Here is a 17415-nt window from a genome sequence, read left to right on the forward strand (position 1 = left end):
CCACACGGCCGACATCCCTTTGACGGTCATGTGTCTAATGTCAGATGAGCGTGACTGACGTACATGACGAACGACTTTTCGCCCATGATCCGCGTGCTGGATGTGGTTATCCGCCGCCGTCCATCACGCAGATCACCGGAGGAAGCATGCAGGTGCAGCGGGTCTTGTCGCCCGTCACAGGGCTGGAGTCATGGACCGTGCTGGGTGACGACGCTGGCCCGATCCAGCCGATCGAGGCCTATCCGGCCCACAGCCCACGTACGCCCGGAAGGGGGCAGCCGGGTGACACTCCGTTAACGCCGGATTCCGTTCCAATTCTCTCTGACCCCCGCTGGCCCCTCGGGGTTTCTCCCGATCAGCGCCTGCACTGCCCGACCGGCCAGCGCACGGGTCTCCGATTCGGAATGCCGGCGATAGAGGGCGACCAGCTCATCCAGGAAGTGGAGCCAGCCGGTCAGGCAGGCCGCCTCGATCGCGGCCAGCGTCAGGTTGTCGTCTGAACTGTGCAAGGCCTGCCGGATGAGGGCGATCGACTCCTGATCCGGTTCCTCGGCTGCGATGGCCATCCGTACCAGTGCGCCGTGATCCGATTCCGTTCGTTCTCGTGCAAGAGACCGAAGATCTTCGAAGCTCGCCACGGGCAGCCGCATCTTCAGAAAGGCGGCCATCCGGTCCAGTGTCTCGCCCGGAGCAGTGAGCATGAGGTAGTCCACCGGCGTTTTGCTGTCGTTCGCCACGGACAGCCACACGGTCCCATCCGGGTCCCGGTACCGATGCTCGATCACATGCGCGGTGCGCGGTACCAGCGCGTCGTAGGTGAGGTCGATTCCCTCCTGCTCCTCGAGATCCACCAATAGATCATCAATGTCGTTCACAAGGTCAGGCCCCTGCACCGGAGGGGTCAACACCAGGTACGAGTCCGCCACCATCGCCGAAGTCCCATCGGTCGCCGTCCATGAGCACTGCGTCATGCTGTCAGGCCGGATATCATCCCGCATCCGAATCCACGACGGGCGTGGCCCCTGCCCCTCCAGGGACCAGTTGACTCGGGACGTTGAGAGGCCATGGGCGGGAACGTCTTACCGCGCGGGGTGGAGCCGGTCGCGATGAAATCGTTGCCCGAGGAACTCGCGCGGCAGGAGCCGGCCCGAAACTCGGCGAACGCGAGATCCTGGCCGCCATGTGCCCTGGGCCACGGGGCCCCCGAGCACTCTCCACTCAGCCGGCGTTGAACGCCTCCTCGACGGTCAGCGTGTCCTCATACAGGTGCATGCGGACGATCCGGTTGTCCTCGACCATCAGGTGCATGGCCGCCGCCGTGGTGAACTCCTTCCCACTGGCCACGACGGTGTGCGTGAAGACCGCCAGCAGCACCACGTCACCACCGTCGACGATGACGCGCTCCAGCACGACCTTGCTCCTGCCGTGCGCGAAGTGCGGCCACATCGTGGTGAAGTACGGCGCGACCTCCTCCCGGCGGGTACGGCGCCCGGTCCAGGGCAGCGCGTCACTGCCGGGGACGTGCCAGTCGATCTCCTCGGCGAACAGTTCCTGGATGCCGTCGGGGTCCTGCCTGCCGAGGCGCTCCACGAACTTCTCGGCCACGGTCCGCGAGGTCTGAGTATCTGTTGCCATCGTCCTTGTCCTTTGTCTTTCTTTCGTATGAGGTGTGCCGGTCGGGCCTCAGCCCTGGAACAGGAGGTGCTTGCCGCTCAGCGGCCCGCCGAGTTGCATGAGCGCCCCGCCTTCGCGCAGCGCGGTCGACCGGCGCGAACCCGCATTCGGTCAGCAGCCGTGTGAAGAGGGCTTGGCGCTCTCGTCGTCACCGGCGAGGAAGACGACCTGGTTGCCGTCCTGCTGCCGGGGATCGGGCTGCCGCATCGCCCGCCCGGTAGTGGACCACGCTCGTCATGACCCACTCCTTGTTGTGTCGAAGCCGTTGCCCTGACGACGGTCGCAAGTACGCGGCTCAGACGCCCTGGAGCGTCGAATGCGTCCCGCGTCGCCGATTCGGCGCCTAGAGCTGTGTGGCGCCGCCGTCGACGAACAGTTCCGCGCCGGTGGTGAAAGTGCTTTGGTCACCGGCCAGGTAGAGGGCGGTGGCGGCGACCTCGTCGGGATGGCCGGCGCGGCCGAGCGGGGTCGGTGGGGCGAGCTCGGCCGCCGTGGGCCGATCGCCGTGCGGGAAAGCGGCGAGGAGCTCGTCCAGGCCCGGGGTCTCGACAGGGCCGGGGGTGAGGGCGTTGACGCGGATTCCGCGGCCGGCCAGCTCGGCGGCCCAGGTGCGGGCGAGGCTGCGGATCGCGGCCTTGGTGGCGGCGTAGACGCCCAGGCCCGGGACGGCCCGCAGGGCCGAGCTGGAGGAAAGCAGCATCACCGAGGCGCCGGCCGTCAGCAGCGGCAGCGCCTTTTGGACAGTGAAGACCGTGCCCTTGAGGTTGATCGAGGTAGTGCGGTCGTACTCCTCCTCGGTGATCGCGCCGAGCGGGCCGTAGTCCCCGACCCCGGCGTTGACCACCACAATGTCCAGGCGGCCGCTGCGGTTCGCGATCTCGGCGAAGAGCCGGTCGAGGTCGCCGAGGTCCGAGGCATCGCCCTGGATGGCGATGCCTCGGGCGCCGACCTGCGCGACGGCGGCGTCCAGCGCGGCCTTGCGGCGCCCGGTCAGGTAGACGGTCGCGCCCTCGGCGGCGAAACGGCGGGCGATCGCCAGGCCGATGCCGCTGGAGGCGCCCGTGACGAGGGCGATCTTGTCGTTCAGTTGTCCCATGAGACTCTCCAAGTTCTTGATGTAACCATGTTGGTTACATCTGCGATGCGCGGGATGCAACCCCCTCGACCAGGGAAAGTCGACGGTCCGAGGTCAGGCGGCTTTCAAGACGTCCCGCAGCACGTCCTCCAGCGTGGTCTTGGCCAGCTCGCTGCGCAGGGCGGCCTCCACATTGTCGTACACGGCGGTCATCGCCGGCCCGATGCCGTGACCCACGACGCACTCGGGGTCCGGTGTCGCGCGATGCAGGGCGAAGACCGGTCCCGGTTCGATCGCCTCGTAGACGTCGAGCAGAGTGATCGCCGCCAGGTCCCGCGCGAGCATCCAGCCCGCCCCCGCACCCCGCCGCGAATCGGCCAGGCCGGCCTTGCGCAGCTCGCCCAGCAGGCGGCGGATCACCACCGGGTTGGTGTTGACGCTCGTCGCGATCTGCTCGGAGGTGGCGACCTCGTGGCCACGCCGCTGATACAACCCGATCCATGTCAGGACGTGCGCCGCGATGGTCAGTCTGCTGTTGGCACTCACGTCGGACTCCACCTCCCTCGCCCCTCCGTTCTGGTCGTAACGATAGTTGTTACAACCGCATGCGGCAAATCCTGCGGGGCCGGCCAAGGCGAAGGCGGCCGGCGAGGTGCCGCTGCAGCTGGGCAATCAGATGGGCCACGCCTCCTTCCCGGTCCAGCTCGTCGGCGAGGCGATCGACGGTGCCGAAAACTACGGCAAGTGGCTCTACGGCGAGTCCGGTTCCACGTTCGACACGCCCGGCAACCGCAAGGGCTCGAGGAGCTGTCGACCTGGACGAAGCAGGGCTACATCCCGGCCGACGCCAACGGCGTGGACCCGCAAGGTGCGGTCGATCGCTTCGCCAAGAGCCAGGGTGTTTTCCTCGTCGACGGCACCTGGGACTCGGCGAAGATCAACACTGGGCTGGGCAAGGGCGCCAGTTCCACGGCTTCAACGGCCAGATGAAGATCAACCACAACGAGCCGACGTTCAACGGGTACAGCACCCGGTACGGCTACTTCGAGATGCGCGCGAAGGGCCCGAACACCGGCGGTGGCGGCCACACCGCCTGGTGGATGGTCGGCACCCAGGACGAGATCGCTGATGGTGCTGCGGTGGCGTCGTCGCAGGTCAACCGGCAAAGGCGAGCCATCGGCCGGCTGGAGCCGAGGGATGTCTGTTGCTGAGGGGCAGCACGAAGCACCTCATCTTTGGATCAAACAGGAATTTAGTCGCAGAGATGGCCAAACCTGGACAGTTGATCACCTGCGTCGACTCGCCATATCCCTCCGCGAATTAACCAGCAGAGTCGTGGGAGCGACCAAGCCGGATCCCGCGATCCCCGACCCCCAGGTGCGTGAACGTGCGGAATCGCCGCTGATCTGCTGAACGTGTATCGTCGGGAACTATGTTCCGCCCCCTGCAAGCTGGCGAGCCGACCCAGCTGGGTGACTACCGCATCGTTGGGGGCCTCGGTGAGGGCGGGCAGGGCGTGGTCTACTTGGCCGAGCGTGCCTCGGGCGAGCGCGTGGCGATCAAGGTGCTGCATGCCAGGCTGGCGAGGAGAAGCGAGGCGCGCGGGCGTTTCTTACGCGAGGTGGACGCGGCCATGCGGGTGGCGGCGTTCTGCACAGCCCGCGTGCTGGACGTGGCGGTCGACGGCGACAGACCCTACATCGTGTCGGAGTTCGTCGATGGCCCGTCACTGGAGGATTCCGTCCGCGAGCACGGACCCAGGTCCGGAGGCGCGCTCGATCGCATCGCGGTCAGCACGGCCACCGCGCTGGCGGCCATCCACCGGGCTGGGATCGTCCACCGCGACTTCAAGCCGTCGAACGTCCTGTTGGGCTCCGACGGCCCCCGGGTGATCGATTTCGGCATCGCGCGCGTGATCGACATGACCGCCACCGGCGGCTCGGTGGGCACCCCGGCGTACATGGCTCCCGAGCTGATCCACGGTGAGCCGGCGCAGCCCGCATCCGACGTGTTCAGCTGGGCGGTGACCGTGGGCTTCGCCGCGACCGGGCGCCCGTTTTTCGGCCAGGACACACTGCCTGCAGTAATGTACCGCATCCTCAACGCCCAGCCGGATCTGGACGACGTCCCCGAGCCCCTGCGCGCCCTTCTCTCCCGCTGCTTGGCCAAGGCGGCGCCGGAACGTCCCACGGCAGCCGAGGTCCTGCACCTCCTCCTCGGTCACGGCCAGATCGTGACCAAGCCCGTCGGCGGGGACCCGGCCGCTCACCCGGCCGCAGCTCCACCAGCGGAAGCTCCTCCGGCCGGAGCGGCACCCGCCTGGACGCCTTCTACCGGCATGCCGTCAGCAGGACCGCCCTTCGCCGGGACACCCGCTCCCGGAACGCCACCCGCCGCCCTCACCACAGACTCACGCCGCAAGCGGTCCAAGCTCCTGGTGGTGGGCTCGGTCACCTCCGTGGCGGTACTCGTGAGCGTGATTGTGTTGGCCCTGCGGTGGGGAGCGAGCGACTCTCCACCAACACCCACGCCCTTGGCGGCGACGGACATACCGTCGGCGACGACCAGCGTCGCCGCCCGGCCGTACGGCAGGAGGATGGCAAAGGTCACCCTCGGCGACGAGGTGAACACCCTGGCGGTAAGCAACTACGCCGGACAGCGCGCGGTGCTGGCCGGCAGCACCAAAGGGGTGGCCAAGGTGTGGAAGTTCGACACGCGCCCCAGCGAACTCGCCAAGCTGAAGAACACCGGCGGTGAGGAGACAAACGCTGCCATCGACGTGGGCGAAGTAGACGGGCAGGCGGCCACGTTCAGGCGGCTGCGGAATGGCGCCGTCATCGTCTCCGGCGCGGAGAGCGTCGAGCCGCTCGGCCCCACCTACAAAGGCCACCAGAAAATGGTCTACGCGATCGCCCCGGCGCGGGTGTCGGGCAAGACGGTCCTGGTCAGCGGCGACGAGGCCGGAAAGGTCCACGTGTGGGACCCGAAGACGGGCAAGGACTCCGGACCCCAGCCCAAGGCGGCGGGCGGCGACCCGGTGTTCGGTGTCGCGACCGGCACGATGGACGGGCACCCGTTCGCGGTGACTGCGTCGGCCGACGACACCGCGCGGGTGTGGAGCCTGGAGACCGGCGCTCTGGGCGCCACCTTCCACGGCCACAGCGGTGATGTCTTCGCTGTGGCGACCACCGTGATGGACGGCGCGCCGGTGGGCATCAGCGGCGGCTCCGACCGCAAGATCCGCGTCTGGGACCTGCGCAACGGCCGGGAGCAGACCTCGTTCTCCGGCCACACCGCCGAGGTCGCCTGCCTGGCGGTGGGCAGGGTGAAGGGCCGCGCGGTCGTCGCCTCCGGCGGCTTCGACGGGACCATCCGCGTCTGGGACCTGCGTAGCGGCAAGCAACTCGGCGACCCGCTGAAGTCTCCCGGTGGGCGCGTCTACTCGGTGGTGATCGCCGAGGACGACGGGGAGTCCTGGCTGGCCGCGGGCGACGTCAAGGGCAACGTCACCGGATGGAGCCTCGGCCCGGCCTCCCCCTAGAGAACCGGTCATGTAATCGTTAGGACGCGAGGCTGCAGCCTGTAGGGCGTCAAAACTCGCGCGCATGGTTTGAGCTGGGATTTCTTCGTCCGAGCTATGCGGCTCGACGGTACTCGTTGATCGCTCCTCCGAGTACATTGTGGCGTTCGATCCGGCCTTCCATCGGCACCACCACTGCGGGTGCCGATTAATCATCCGGCCAGGTCAGGCGGCACGTCGGTACTCCTTCAGCACGCCACCGAGTCGATCATGTCGACGGATGTCGAGCGGTGCGGTTCGAGCCGGCCCGGTGTCGGGATCGGGAAGCGATCGAAGCGGAGCTGCCTGCCGAAGAGCGCGGTGCGGCCGGTGTTCAAGGTCTCGAACTCGCGCAGCGCGTGTAGGAGGTGACGCTCGTTCCAGATCAAGGTCCGGTCCAGCAGCTCGCGTCGGCAGGTCTGGATCCAGCGCTCCATGATGGAGTTCATTCGCGGTATCCGGACACCGCTTTTGACGATGCGTACTCCTGCATCGGCCAGTACCGCGTCGAAGGCGGCAGTGGATTTGGCGTCCCGGTCACGGATAAGGAACGTGGCCACGGTACCCACATCCTGCAGGTCCATGGCGAGGTTGCGGCCGAGTTGGGTGACCCACTGCCCGGTGGGGTGGGCGGTGACGCCGAGGACGCGGATGCGGCGGGTGGCGTGCTCGACGACTGCCAGGGTGTATAGGCGGCACCGGTGAGCGTGCGGACCTCGAAGAAGTCACACGCCGGCAAGGCGCCTGCCTGGCTGCGCAGGAACGCGGCCCAGGTCGTGGCGGTCCGCTCGGGAGACGGATCGATGCCGTGCGTTTTGAGGATCTCCCAACCCGTAGAGGCGGCGACTTTGATACCGAGCGCGGCCGGCTCACCGTGAATGCGCCGGTAACCCCATGAGCCGTTCTCCCGTGCCGGCCGCAACACCAGCAATCGGATGGTCCGGACGGTACGTGGGCGTCCACGCCTCCGAAGCGCGCTGGCCGCGGCGTGGCGGCGCCGCAGCAGATCGCGGTGCCGGCGCAGGATGGTGTCCGGGCGGACCAGCAGCACAAGGCGCCGGAGCTTGTCCATCGGCAAGCGGTGAAGCAGCCCAGCGAGGAGGAACCGATCTGCCGGCGTGAACGCGGGCTTGGCCACCTGCCGCCGGAGCACCGTCAACTGGTGCCGTAACACCAAGATTTCGATCTCCTTGTCACGATCAGTGCGGGGTAGCAGTCGCAGGAACGAGAAGGCGGTCCTCATCGTGCGGTAGGCCAAGAGCAGCAACACGACCGGCCATCATGCCGTGCGGGCGCGCGGCGGGAGCACAAGAGAACACATCACCCCCACGACCTGGACGGATGAATATTCGGCACCCGCAGGTACATACGGCTCCTGCCGCCCCTCAATCTGGGTCTCACGTGTCGGCTTTCTCGGGTAGGCGGGGGCGACCGGTCAGGCTCGCACCGCCTGCGTATATGGCGACAGCTGAGCGGCAGGCCCTGTCGACCACAGCTCGTAGCCGTTGATTGTCAGCGTGACGGTTTCGCCAAATGATGTAGCGGCGGATCATGCTGCCCTCCAAACGGCCCAGATGTAGGCCGCGTTGGTGGATAGAGTGATCGCATGGAGGATGACAGGACTCACTTACTCGACGTACCGGTGGAGGGCGGCGGCCGCCTCCTTGTGGAGATGGCGGCCGGGGATCTGCCCGAAGGACTTGATCTGGCGGCTGCCCCTCCAGGCGCGGTCGTCGCCCGGGCCCGCGAGTCGCTGGAGAGTTCGCTCGGGCATCTCACGCCGGCTCTGCAGTCCCTGAGCGCCAAGTTTCGGGCGCTCAAACCCGACGCGGTCACCGTGGAGTTCGGGATCACTCTCAGCACCGAAGTCGGTGTAGTCGTGGCCAAGGGCAGCAGCGAGGTCCATTTCGCGGTGACGCTCTCCTGGGAAGCCTCCGCTTCGGATCCCGCCAAGACCGACGCGTCGTGACGAACCCCAATGCCTCCATCCTCCGTGTCTTGACAACGTCGGGCAGGGTTGCCGGAGTCGGGGTGCTGGTCGGCGAGCGCGAGGTGGTCACCTGCGCGCATGTGGTCAACTCGGCGCTTGAACGCGATCTCCGAAGCCAGGATGCCCCAGACGACATCATCAAGGTCTCCTTCCCCTTGATTGCGAACGACCTCCAGAGAAAGGCGCGTGTCATTCGGTGGTTTCCACCGAATCCGAGCGGGGTGTCCGGTGACGATCTGGCCGTATTGCAGCTCACGGACTCCTTGCCCCGGGGCGCCGCGCCGGCCCACATCGACGCGAGTGCGCCCGGCCCGGGGCAGATTGTCGACATCTTCGGCTATCCCGGTGTCCCGCCGCGGCCCGATGGCGGGTGGGTGGAGGCTGTCGTGCGTGGCCTGGTGGGCGGCGGCAGAGTCCAGCTCGACGGCAGCGAAGGGTCGGCGCTGCGGGTACAGCCCGGGTTCAGCGGCAGCCCGGTGATCGACCGGGCCGGCGGCGGCTTGGTCGGACTGTTGGTGGCCGCGCCGCGGGGCGCCTCGGGTGAGCGGGACAGCTACGCCATCGCCGTCAACCGGATCAGGGCCCTGATGACGACCGGATCGGACCCCCCTGTCCGCATGCGTGTCCCGGTCTCCACCACCCTCGCGGGTCACACGGGCCCTGTTGTCTCGCTGGCATTCAGCGGTGACGGCATCACGCTCGCCACAGGTAGCGCGGATGGCACGGTCAGGCTGTGGGACGCTGGCACCGGAACCGCCGTCGACACCTTCAGCGACCACAGCTCCGCAGTGAGCTCGGTCGCGTTCTTCCTGGACAGCGACTTGCTCGCGAGCGGCTGCCTGGACGGATCCGTCCGAGTGTGGAACCTCGTGATCTGCGAGGGCTACACGATGAGCGCTGATGGCGACGCCTGGATGCTAGCGTTCACCCCCGACTCCGACGGCAACGCCAGCATCTCCCCCTTCCGGGGCAGCACAGCCGATGTGTGGTCGGTGGCACTCAGCCCCAACGGGAGGACCTTCGCCATCGGCCTGCGAGATGGGACAGTTGTGGTGCGGGACATCGCCATCCACGCCAGTGCCGTCCTCGTCGACCGGTCCGGCGAGGCGCTGTCGGTGGCGTTTAGCCCCGACGGCAGGACCGTCGCGCTCTGCGGACAGGACGGCATTCCCCTGCTGCGACAGATTTCCGTCGACGACAACGGGGCACGCGACAGCTCCACAAGGCTGTGGGCCGCTTCGGCCGCCGCCCTCGGCGGGAGTGCCGCCGTATTCGCCAGGAGCGTGAACGCGGTGGCCTTCAGCCCGGACGGCACGGTCCTCGCCAGTGGCTGCGCCGACGGTACCGTGCGGCTGTGGGACATGACCACTGGCAACAACACCAAGACGTTCGCCGACCACACCGGCGCGATCAACGCCCTGGCATTCAGTCCGGACGGCACGTTCCTGGCCAGCGGCGCCGACGACGCGACCGTCCGACTGCGGAGCCTGTGGTAAGCCGCCGGTCATAGAGCCTCAACCCAGGCCGGGGTTCAGACTGGAGGCCGCCCGGTTTTGTACTAAACAGAAACTATGTTACTGGACTGTACATTTCTTGATCTCGCACCATCATCGGCAGGCTGCCCTTGGGAAACGCCGCCCTCGGGAGCGTTGATGGCGGCCACGGACATCCTCATCGGCCATCCGATGGACGATGCCGAAACACTGTCAGCAGAAGACGCCACTGTCGCCGAAGACCCTGGACTGGTGGCCCTGCCCGGCCTGCCACCGCAGTACGCGCTGCGCTATGACGCCCCCTTCGCGCGCAAGTTCATCGTCGCCGCCATCAGCATCGCTGGCCGCCTGGTCTAAGCTGCCTGGAAGCGCCCGCGTGCGTCGCTGAAGAACTCGCCTTGCACCTGCTCATCGAAGAAGCCAAGGCCCTCCTGGATCTGTTCGCGGTGGTGGACATGGCGGAAGTCCATGTGATCTACAACGTGTTTCGCCGATAACACCTTCGATGACGTCGACCACGAGATTGCGCCTGCCGAAAACTCCGTCCACGCAGGTCAAGCGGCATATGAGTACTCGTGGAGAACCCCGCCGAGCCGATCTCGCCGGCGTATGTTCAGGTCGTCTATTCGCTTCGGATCGATGATCGGATCCGGGACGGTACGCAGCGGAGCTGCTTGGTTCAGGGCCTGATGGGCTCGGTGCTGATTGTAAAAGCGTTCGTACTCGCGCAGGGCGTGCCAAGATGGCGTTCGTTCCATACGAGGCAACGGTCGAGAAGCTCGTGACGGCACGACTGCACCCACCGCTCCATCATCGCGTTCATGCACGGCATCCGAACACCGGTGAGCACCGTCTTGATGCCGGCCTCGGCGAGGACCTCATCCATGAGCGCAGGGACCTTCCCATCCCTGTCACGGAGCAGAAAGCGTGCCCGGCAGCCCGCATCGCCCAGGTCCATCACCAGGTTCTTGATCGCCTGGATGACCCAGTTCGCGCTCGGTGCGCGGTGGTGCCGAGCACGCGGACGCGCCTGGTGGCGTGCTCGATGACGGCCAGGATGTACTGGCGTTGCCCGTTGAGGGCGACGGTCTCGATGAAATCGCAGGCCAGTAGCGCGTCGGCTCGCGAGCGCAGGAAGCCGGCCCATGTGGTGGACGCCCGCTGGGGCGCCAGTTCATCAGATCTCGGTGCCAGCGCAGGACGGTGTCCGGTCGGACCAGGAGCCGTAGCCGGCGCAGGACCTCGCGGGGCAGCGAGGTCAGGAGGGCGGCGAGAAGGGCCCGGTCTTCGGGAGCGAATCTGACTTTGGCGTCGGCGCCGAGTTGGCGTTCGAGGACGGTGATCTGGTGGCGTAGGGCGAAGATCTCGATGTCCTTGTCTCGATCGCCCATGGGCAGCAGCCGCAGTGCGGCGAACGTGCTCGTGACGGTGAGGTAGGCCAGACGAAGGAGCACGGCCGATCATCATGCCGCACGCGATTGCCTTCCTGGTGGCTGGAGCTCGCGCCACCACACGAGGCTCCCACATGGCCATGACCTGGGCGGACGTAATTATCGGCAGGCGCACACCTGGCCGAGGTCCAGGAGGAGGCCCGATCCCTGGTCTTGGCCGCGCCGGCCGGCTGAGGCTCAGGAGTTCCCGGGCGCGGGTCGCCACACGAGGGCGCGCCGCGAGCCGTCGGGGGCCTCGGCCCATCCGGTGATCTCGCCCTGCGCATTGACGGCATTGGCCATCGTGGCGGTGCCGGTCACCGGGTCGGGCAGCAGGGCCGGCGCCGCGCCGGGGCCGGCCCAGACCGCCGCGTGGGCGGCGGTGCCGGCCCCCGTGCAGGTGTGCGTGCCGGCGATCACGTCGTCGTCGTTGACGGCTTTGGGCGCGGCCAAGCCGCCGGCGTCGGGCAGGCGCCGCATGCCCTCCTCGGCGCTCCAGATGTAGCCGCCCGCGAGCACACCGTCCGCGCCGAGCGCCGACTGGCCGACGATGTGGCCATCGCCGTTGATCCCTTCGGCCTGGCTCCACTGGCCGCCGAGCGTGCCGAGCTCGGTGATGACGCCGTCCTCCCAGAGGAAGGCCCGGTGGGTCCGCTGGCTCGCCGGGCCGGGCGGTTGGAGGCGGCGCTGGGTGCCGGCGATCTGCCCGGCCGGGTTGACGGCCGCCGCATAGCTGCCGGAGACGGCGGCAAGGTCGGTCCTGATGCCGTCCCGGATGCGGAACGCCTGGTAGCGGGCCGTGCCATTGGGCAGCAGGTACCGATATTCGCCCACGACGACGCCCGCGCTGACGTCGTGGACCAGGGCGTAGCCGCCGAAGGGGCCGAGGTCGGTCATCGTCCCGGCGCGCCAGTGAAAGACGTGCCCCTTCTCCGTCTCCGTGTAGCTGCTGCCGACGACGTTGCCGTCCTCGTCGAGGGCGCCGGCGTAGGCGTGGCCGCCGCCGAGACTGCCCAGATCGACCACCTGCGCGCCGTCCCAGACGGTCGCCCGCTGTTCGCCGGTCGCGCTCACGCTGGAGCCGGCGATCTGTCCCAGGTCGTTGATGTCGAGCGCGTTCCCGGTGACACCCAGGTCGGTGACCTCCCACTGGTCGGTGGTCGCCGGGCAGCCGTCCGCCGCGGCCGGGCCCGCGGCCGCCGCCTGCCCGGCCATGAGGAGGATGCTCGCCAGAATGGTCAGGTTCGTGCGCGTGGATCCCATGATCACCCCTTCGGTTCGAAGAGCCAGCAAAACGATCACCAACATAAGGGCGCGATCGCCAGCAGCCAAGGCATGAAGGGGAACGTCACCATCCGTCCCTACACGCTCTCAGAAGGCGGCTGTCAGCCGAGCTCGCAGGCGGCGGGCGTGGGTACGCCAGTGCGGCCGAGGTCGGCGGAGCGGGCAGCGGCGATGCCGTCGCGATAGCCGGTGCGGCTGGTGCGGCGCACGCTCATCCTGATGGGCGGGTGATGCGCGGCCACGGCGCGCTCCACCTCGGCGCGGCGGTCGGCCAGGACGGCCACATGGTTGCTCGATGGCTGCTCGTGCACGTTCAACCGGCGAGGAGATCTGGCCCTGCGCAGGGGTGAAGCTCTCAATGAGGAGAGGACAAATACCACATAATGCAGACGGCAAAGAAGGCGGGGTTGCTCGGTGGTTGCTCGCGTGTACACGATACGACCCGGCACACATGGTCACGACGCGGCACCACGCGGGCGATAATTCCGGCTGAGCGATACAAAGCGACACTTCGCGGCACCCAGCGGCATTGACCAATGATTCTTTTAATCCGTAGGTTCCGGGTTCGAGCCCCGGGCGCCCTACCACTTCACACCCTATCCGACCTGCGCTTTCTCGATTTTCGGCCGTCTTGCGCGAGGCGGAGATGGCCGAGTTCATGCTCGTCAGATGCTCTTCGGCACGCGTCCGGCACATCGGCGGGCCGACAGCGTGATCGATATGAGCCGACTCGCGCTGCTGGGTGTCGGTTGCCAGGGGCCAGATCGTCAAGGTGGATGCGAGCGACGCCCAGCCGAAGGGCATGGTGGAAGGGTTGTCGGGCGGGACACGCCCGACGCGGGCGCAGACTCGTCCAAGAGGTGATCAAGCCGCGTTCGGGTCGAGTTCACGCGCGGTCGACGCGGTCGCGTCCGTTCTGCATGGTTTGAAGCCACAACCTATGCGCCGGCTGGCAGCCATCGGCTGTGGAGAACTGCCCGGTAACACACCTTAGCGGGGCAGGCGGCAGCGAACCTGATCGAGCAATGTCGAGGATGATTGGGCGGGGCAGTAGGAGTCAGAGGGCCGGAGTCAGGGTGGCGGTGAAGCCGAGCAGCTTTACGTTAGAACACCGCGCAACCCCGGTCGCAGTGGGGCAAGAGTTGTCCGGCAGGCTGCGATGATGCAGCCTGGAACGACCTACAGCAGCTTGATACACAGAATGACCGTTATGTCCTTTTCGTTGAAAGTGCTCGATTCCGGGCTCCTGCGCTGACAACGCCGCAGGTCAGCGAGAGTGCTCCCCGCGCACGCGGGGATGGTCCCCGCGCGTGTGAACCGCGCGGATCTCCTTCCCTGTGCTCCCCGCGCACGCGGGGATGGTCCCCGCACCAGACGGTTCGTGATCTCGGCGTCACCGTGCTCCCCGCGCACGCGGGGATGGTCCCCATGTCGAGAACCCCCGGTAGCCGTTCGTTGTGCTCCTCACATGGCCGGATCGGGGACATCAAGGCCGTGGCACATATCCTCGCCGCCCAGGTCGTCATCGCGGTCGGAGCCTGCCGCGATGACGACACGGGTCTCGGATGGCCGCCGTTCGGCCCGGTCCACACCTGGCCGCCGTACCTGCGTACGGTGGTGCGCCTGGCAATGGAGGCACCGCAGCCGGCGATGATCCTGTGGAGGCCTGAGGGGCTGACGCTGGCCAACGACTCGGCGATCCTGGGCGCGGCTCGCGCCGCTGCGGCAGCGTGCGCTCCGCGGAGAGGCGGTGCGTGCCCAGCGGTTCCCGGCCCGGCTGGTGCGCGAAGGAAGAGTCCAGGATGCCTGGTGGGATGTCGAGTTCTCACCCGTCTGCGACCTAGACGGGCGTATCGCCGCTACTTTCACGTCCTTCCGCGAGCGTACCAACGAGGTGCTGGCCTCGCGGCGGCTGCGCACGCTCAACCGGCTGGCGTCCGCGTCCCGCGGCGCGCGAGCGCCGTAAGGGGCTGCAGCAGGCGCTGGACGAGTTGCGCGAGGCCGAGGACCTTCCCTTCGTGATCGCACCCGCCGCTGGATGCTGTTCGTCGGCCGCGACCTCGGCGACGGCGACACCTGCGAGTACTGCATCGACATCTCCGATCTCAGAAGCGCCCCGCGCCCCGCACCGTGAAGCCACAGCGCCGGAGCCATAGACCAAGATGCGAGGGGGCTACGCGCTGTCCCACCGCAGGTTGGGCATCGTAGCGGGAAGGTTGAGCAGGTCGATGAGCTCGGCCTGATGCAAAGCGACCCTCTACCAATCGTGTCGGCCCCCGACGGCGCACCTCCAACTGGGGATACGCTTCACACGGAATCGGGCTGCCTCTGCACGACCCGAGCGCCGAGCAGTGGGCCAAATCTCATCAGAGTCGGCTAGGAATGCCCTGAAGATCTTGGTGGTCTGGCCAGGTGGGATCCAAGGATTCAGACTCGGTTCATGATGGATCGTCGGAGGGTTCCGGCCGGGCCTGAGGTGTGGGTCGTGTGCCGGGAGATGATCCCAGTCGGGAGCGTGTTCGCGTTCCTGGCCGAGCACCGGCAGACGTTGTTCCCGCCGCAGGCGTTCGCGGACCTGTACGCGCCGGTCAACGGACGTCCGTCGGTGCCGCCAGGGCTGCTGGCCACGGTCGTGGTGCTGCAAGCGCTGCATGGGCTATCGGATGAGGAGGCAGTCGCGGCGCTGTGGTTCGATCTGCGGTGGAATGCCGCTTGCGGGCTGGGCTTTTATGACCAGGGGTTCGATCCGCCGTTGCTGACCTACTTCCGGCGTCGGCTGGCCCGCTCGGTGGACCCGGATCGCATCTTTGCGGCCGTGCGCACCGTGGTGGAGCAGACGAGGGTGCTGGCCGGCAGGGCGCGGCGGGCGCTGGATTCGGCGGTGCTGCTGGATGCGGTCGCCACCCAGGACACCGTCACTCAGCTGATCGCCGCGATCCGCCGGGTAGCCCGCTAGGTGCCGGGCCCGAGGGCGCTGGTGGCGGCGCACTGTCACGCCTGCGACCTTCGACCTGCATGAGAGCTTTCGTGCTGGTATAAATGGTCACCCGTCGTCGACGCACGCCTCGGACTCATCGGCCGGCGTCTGATAAAAGGCCTGCTGTTCTGGGCACGGTGTGCCTTCGGCACCCGCGACTCGGATTACCCGGCGTACACCATCAAATGGCGCCTGATCGGCTCGGACGGCTGTGGTGCCGTACTACGCTATCGGCAAGGGTTTGGCACCACGAGTATGGAGAATCATGTACGAGCGGTCGTTCATCGATAGTCTGTTCCCGGCGGATCTTCCAGAGCCCGCATATTGGGAAGAAAGATTCCCGCCTCGACAGCTCCCGCCCGGCGCGCGAGTGACGCGTTTTTGCCCGAGCCCCACCGGGCCGCTCCATATCGGGGGAATCTCCACCGCGATCCTCTGTGAGGACATCGCGCGTCACTCGGGTGGCACATACCTCGTCCGCATCGAGGACACGGATCAGGCGCGTGAACTGCCCGGCGTCAAAGAACAGTTCGAGCGCGCGTTCCAGGTGTTCGACGTGGTGCCGCGAGAGTCCGTGTGGACCGGTGGGAACTACGGGCCCTACATCCAGTCGGCCCGGCGCGACATCTATCTCACATATGTCCGCGACCTGCTCCGGCGTGGGCACGCGTACTTGTGTTTCGCCACCAAGGACGAGCTCGCGGCGATGACCGAGGCGCAGCAGGCGGCCAAAATTCCGACCGGCTATTACGGCGAATGGGCGGCCTGGCGGGAAAAGCCGGCCGAAGACGTCGAGAAGGCGCTGGCGGAGGGACGGCCTTATGTGGTCAGATTCCGCAGCGACGCCGAGCCCGGCGCGCGGGTCTCGTTCGTCGACGCCACGCGGGGCACCGCGGAGCTGAACGCCAATCACAACGACGTGGTCATACTCAAGAGCTCGCATCTTGAAACGCCGCTGCCGACCTACCATTTCGCCCACGCGGTGGACGATCACTTGATGCGCGTCAACCTAGTCGTCCGCGGTGACGAGTGGTTGTCATCCGTCCCCGTTCATCTGCAACTGTTCGCGGCGCTGGGTTTCGACCAGATCGAGTACGCGCATTTTGCCCCCCTGTTGAAACTGGACAAGGGAAACAAGCGGAAGCTCTCGAAGCGAAAGGATCCGGAGGCGTCCGTCTCCTACTACTACGAGACCGGATATCCGCCGGAGGCGGTGCGCTACTACCTTCGAGGGTTGATGAACGGACGTCTCGCCGAGATGCCCCTGGCCGAAGCCCGCTCCGTCCCGATCGATCTGAGCGGCTTGACGCCGTCGGGGGCGCTCGTCGACGTCGTGAAACTGGACGACATCTGCGCGGACTACGTTGCCGGCCTTTCCGGTCCGCAGATCCTGCAGGCTGTCGCCGACTGGGCCGGGGGTTACGATCCTGAGCTCGCGGATGCGCTCGCGGCGGAGCCGGACCGGGCGCTCGGGGCCCTGTCGATCGAGCGGGAAGGCGTCGAGAATCCGCGCAAGGACCTGCGCCGGTGGTCGGAGTTCCGAACGGTCTATGGCTACTTCTTCGATTCGCTCTTCACCGCGGTGACGGAACTCCCGGACAAGCTCGCGGGAATCGATCGAACGGTCGTGGCCGCGTTCGCCCGTGACTTCATCGACGCCTACACGGAGATCGACGATCCGGACCAATGGTTCGACCAGATCCGCGAGCTGGCGGCGAAACACGGCTTCGCCCCGAATCCGCGCGAGTACCGTGCGGCGCCCGAACGGTACCACGGGTCGATCCGTGAAGCCTCGCAGATCGTCCGGGTCGCGCTCACCGGCTCCACCCGCAGCCCGGACCTGCAGGCGGTGGCGAAGTGCCTGGAACGGGACACGGTGATTCGCCGGGTCGGCGCCCTCGCCACCATCAGCTGAGAGGCGGCCGGGCCGGGT

The 17415-nt window shown here is 67.3% G+C and carries 16 protein-coding genes and 2 pseudogenes; 9 read left to right on the plus strand and 9 right to left on the minus strand.

What is annotated here, in order from left to right:
- Nucleotides 1–293 precede the first annotated feature (293 nt).
- The 4 genes from ACWDRB_RS54875 to ACWDRB_RS54890 form a co-directional block, all read right to left on the minus strand.
- Nucleotides 294–875: a hypothetical protein gene (locus ACWDRB_RS54875; RefSeq protein WP_449908564.1), complete on the minus strand. Its 582-nt coding sequence runs from the start codon at nt 873–875 to the stop codon at nt 294–296.
- A 343-nt stretch (nt 876–1218) separates the two neighbouring features.
- Complete coding sequence (locus tag ACWDRB_RS54880; RefSeq protein ID WP_449908566.1) at nt 1219–1635, minus strand: nuclear transport factor 2 family protein; 417 nt, start codon at nt 1633–1635, stop codon at nt 1219–1221.
- 382 nt (nt 1636–2017) lie between these two features.
- Nucleotides 2018–2770, minus strand: a complete 753-nt coding sequence (locus tag ACWDRB_RS54885; RefSeq protein WP_449908567.1) for an SDR family NAD(P)-dependent oxidoreductase — start codon at nt 2768–2770, stop codon at nt 2018–2020.
- Between the two features lie 93 nt (nt 2771–2863).
- Nucleotides 2864–3295 (minus strand): Rrf2 family transcriptional regulator, encoded by a 432-nt coding sequence (locus ACWDRB_RS54890; RefSeq protein WP_449908568.1) that lies wholly within the window; start codon nt 3293–3295, stop codon nt 2864–2866.
- Nucleotides 3296–3493: 198 nt separating this feature from the next.
- Here ACWDRB_RS54890 and ACWDRB_RS54895 point away from each other — a divergent pair, with 198 nt between their 5' ends.
- From ACWDRB_RS54895 to ACWDRB_RS54905, 3 genes are all read left to right on the plus strand, one after another.
- Nucleotides 3494–3739 (plus strand): hypothetical protein, encoded by a 246-nt coding sequence (locus ACWDRB_RS54895; protein WP_449908570.1) that lies wholly within the window; start codon nt 3494–3496, stop codon nt 3737–3739.
- Nucleotides 3736–3960 (plus strand): hypothetical protein, encoded by a 225-nt coding sequence (locus tag ACWDRB_RS54900; protein WP_449908571.1) that lies wholly within the window; start codon nt 3736–3738, stop codon nt 3958–3960. The genes ACWDRB_RS54895 and ACWDRB_RS54900 overlap by 4 nt, the downstream gene beginning before the upstream one ends.
- 221 nt (nt 3961–4181) lie before the next feature.
- On the plus strand, nt 4182–6290 hold the full coding sequence (locus ACWDRB_RS54905) for a serine/threonine-protein kinase (RefSeq protein ID WP_449908573.1): 2109 nt from the start codon (nt 4182–4184) through the stop codon (nt 6288–6290).
- A gap of 227 nt (nt 6291–6517) precedes the next feature.
- Here the strand turns inward: ACWDRB_RS54905 and ACWDRB_RS54910 are convergent, their stop codons facing one another.
- Both ACWDRB_RS54910 and ACWDRB_RS54915 read right to left on the minus strand, forming a co-directional pair.
- Nucleotides 6518–6745: a hypothetical protein gene (locus ACWDRB_RS54910; RefSeq protein WP_449908575.1), complete on the minus strand. Its 228-nt coding sequence runs from the start codon at nt 6743–6745 to the stop codon at nt 6518–6520.
- 8 nt (nt 6746–6753) lie between these two features.
- The gene (locus ACWDRB_RS54915) at nt 6754–7578 is read right to left on the minus strand and encodes a hypothetical protein (RefSeq protein ID WP_449908577.1); all 825 of its coding nucleotides are present in this window, start codon (nt 7576–7578) and stop codon (nt 6754–6756) included.
- Nucleotides 7579–7914: 336 nt separating this feature from the next.
- Between ACWDRB_RS54915 and ACWDRB_RS54920 the strand changes: the two genes are divergently transcribed.
- The 3 genes from ACWDRB_RS54920 to ACWDRB_RS54930 all read left to right on the plus strand — a co-directional run bounded on the left by ACWDRB_RS54920 (nt 7915) and on the right by ACWDRB_RS54930 (nt 10148).
- The gene (locus tag ACWDRB_RS54920; RefSeq protein ID WP_449908579.1) at nt 7915–8277 is read left to right on the plus strand and encodes a CU044_2847 family protein; all 363 of its coding nucleotides are present in this window, start codon (nt 7915–7917) and stop codon (nt 8275–8277) included.
- 62 nt (nt 8278–8339) lie between these two features.
- Nucleotides 8340–9794, plus strand: coding sequence for a WD40 domain-containing protein (locus tag ACWDRB_RS54925; RefSeq protein WP_449908581.1), 1455 nt, complete (start codon nt 8340–8342; stop codon nt 9792–9794).
- A 156-nt stretch (nt 9795–9950) separates the two neighbouring features.
- Nucleotides 9951–10148 carry a hypothetical protein gene (locus tag ACWDRB_RS54930; protein WP_449908583.1) on the plus strand — a complete coding sequence of 66 codons (198 nt, stop codon included), beginning with the start codon at nt 9951–9953 and terminating at the stop codon, nt 10146–10148.
- 322 nt (nt 10149–10470) lie between these two features.
- Here the strand turns inward: ACWDRB_RS54930 and ACWDRB_RS54935 are convergent, their stop codons facing one another.
- From ACWDRB_RS54935 to ACWDRB_RS54945, 3 genes are all read right to left on the minus strand, one after another.
- Complete coding sequence (locus ACWDRB_RS54935) at nt 10471–10677, minus strand: hypothetical protein (protein ID WP_449908584.1); 207 nt, start codon at nt 10675–10677, stop codon at nt 10471–10473.
- Between the two features lie 742 nt (nt 10678–11419).
- On the minus strand, nt 11420–12484 hold the full coding sequence (locus ACWDRB_RS54940; protein WP_449908586.1) for a hypothetical protein: 1065 nt from the start codon (nt 12482–12484) through the stop codon (nt 11420–11422).
- Between the two features lie 122 nt (nt 12485–12606).
- Nucleotides 12607–12864: a hypothetical protein gene (locus ACWDRB_RS54945; RefSeq protein ID WP_449908587.1), complete on the minus strand. Its 258-nt coding sequence runs from the start codon at nt 12862–12864 to the stop codon at nt 12607–12609.
- 1355 nt (nt 12865–14219) lie between these two features.
- Here ACWDRB_RS54945 and ACWDRB_RS54950 point away from each other — a divergent pair.
- The 3 genes and pseudogenes from ACWDRB_RS54950 to ACWDRB_RS54960 form a co-directional block, all read left to right on the plus strand.
- Nucleotides 14220–14471: pseudogene (locus tag ACWDRB_RS54950) on the plus strand (hypothetical protein); the annotation flags it as partial.
- Nucleotides 14472–14945: 474 nt separating this feature from the next.
- Nucleotides 14946–15458, plus strand: a pseudogene (locus ACWDRB_RS54955) (transposase); the annotation flags it as partial.
- A 289-nt stretch (nt 15459–15747) separates the two neighbouring features.
- Nucleotides 15748–17397 carry a glutamate--tRNA ligase gene (locus tag ACWDRB_RS54960; RefSeq protein WP_449908589.1) on the plus strand — a complete coding sequence of 550 codons (1650 nt, stop codon included), beginning with the start codon at nt 15748–15750 and terminating at the stop codon, nt 17395–17397.
- Nucleotides 17398–17415: the final 18 nt, after the last annotated feature.

It is taken from the genome of Nonomuraea sp. NPDC003707 (assembly GCF_053587055.1).

Coding starts and splice junctions, on each gene's coding strand:
- ACWDRB_RS54880 (WP_449908566.1), bottom strand. CDS start 1,635: ATGGCAACAGATACTCAGACCTCGCGGACCGTGGCCGAGAAGTTCGTG.
- ACWDRB_RS54885 (WP_449908567.1), bottom strand. CDS start 2,770: ATGGGACAACTGAACGACAAGATCGCCCTCGTCACGGGCGCCTCCAGC.
- ACWDRB_RS54900 (WP_449908571.1), top strand. CDS start 3,736: ATGAAGATCAACCACAACGAGCCGACGTTCAACGGGTACAGCACCCGG.
- ACWDRB_RS54905 (WP_449908573.1), top strand. CDS start 4,182: ATGTTCCGCCCCCTGCAAGCTGGCGAGCCGACCCAGCTGGGTGACTAC.
- ACWDRB_RS54910 (WP_449908575.1), bottom strand. CDS start 6,745: ATGGAGCGCTGGATCCAGACCTGCCGACGCGAGCTGCTGGACCGGACC.
- ACWDRB_RS54920 (WP_449908579.1), top strand. CDS start 7,915: ATGGAGGATGACAGGACTCACTTACTCGACGTACCGGTGGAGGGCGGC.
- ACWDRB_RS54930 (WP_449908583.1), top strand. CDS start 9,951: ATGGCGGCCACGGACATCCTCATCGGCCATCCGATGGACGATGCCGAA.
- ACWDRB_RS54935 (WP_449908584.1), bottom strand. CDS start 10,677: ATGGATGAGGTCCTCGCCGAGGCCGGCATCAAGACGGTGCTCACCGGT.
- ACWDRB_RS54940 (WP_449908586.1), bottom strand. CDS start 12,484: ATGGGATCCACGCGCACGAACCTGACCATTCTGGCGAGCATCCTCCTC.
- ACWDRB_RS54960 (WP_449908589.1), top strand. CDS start 15,748: ATGTACGAGCGGTCGTTCATCGATAGTCTGTTCCCGGCGGATCTTCCA.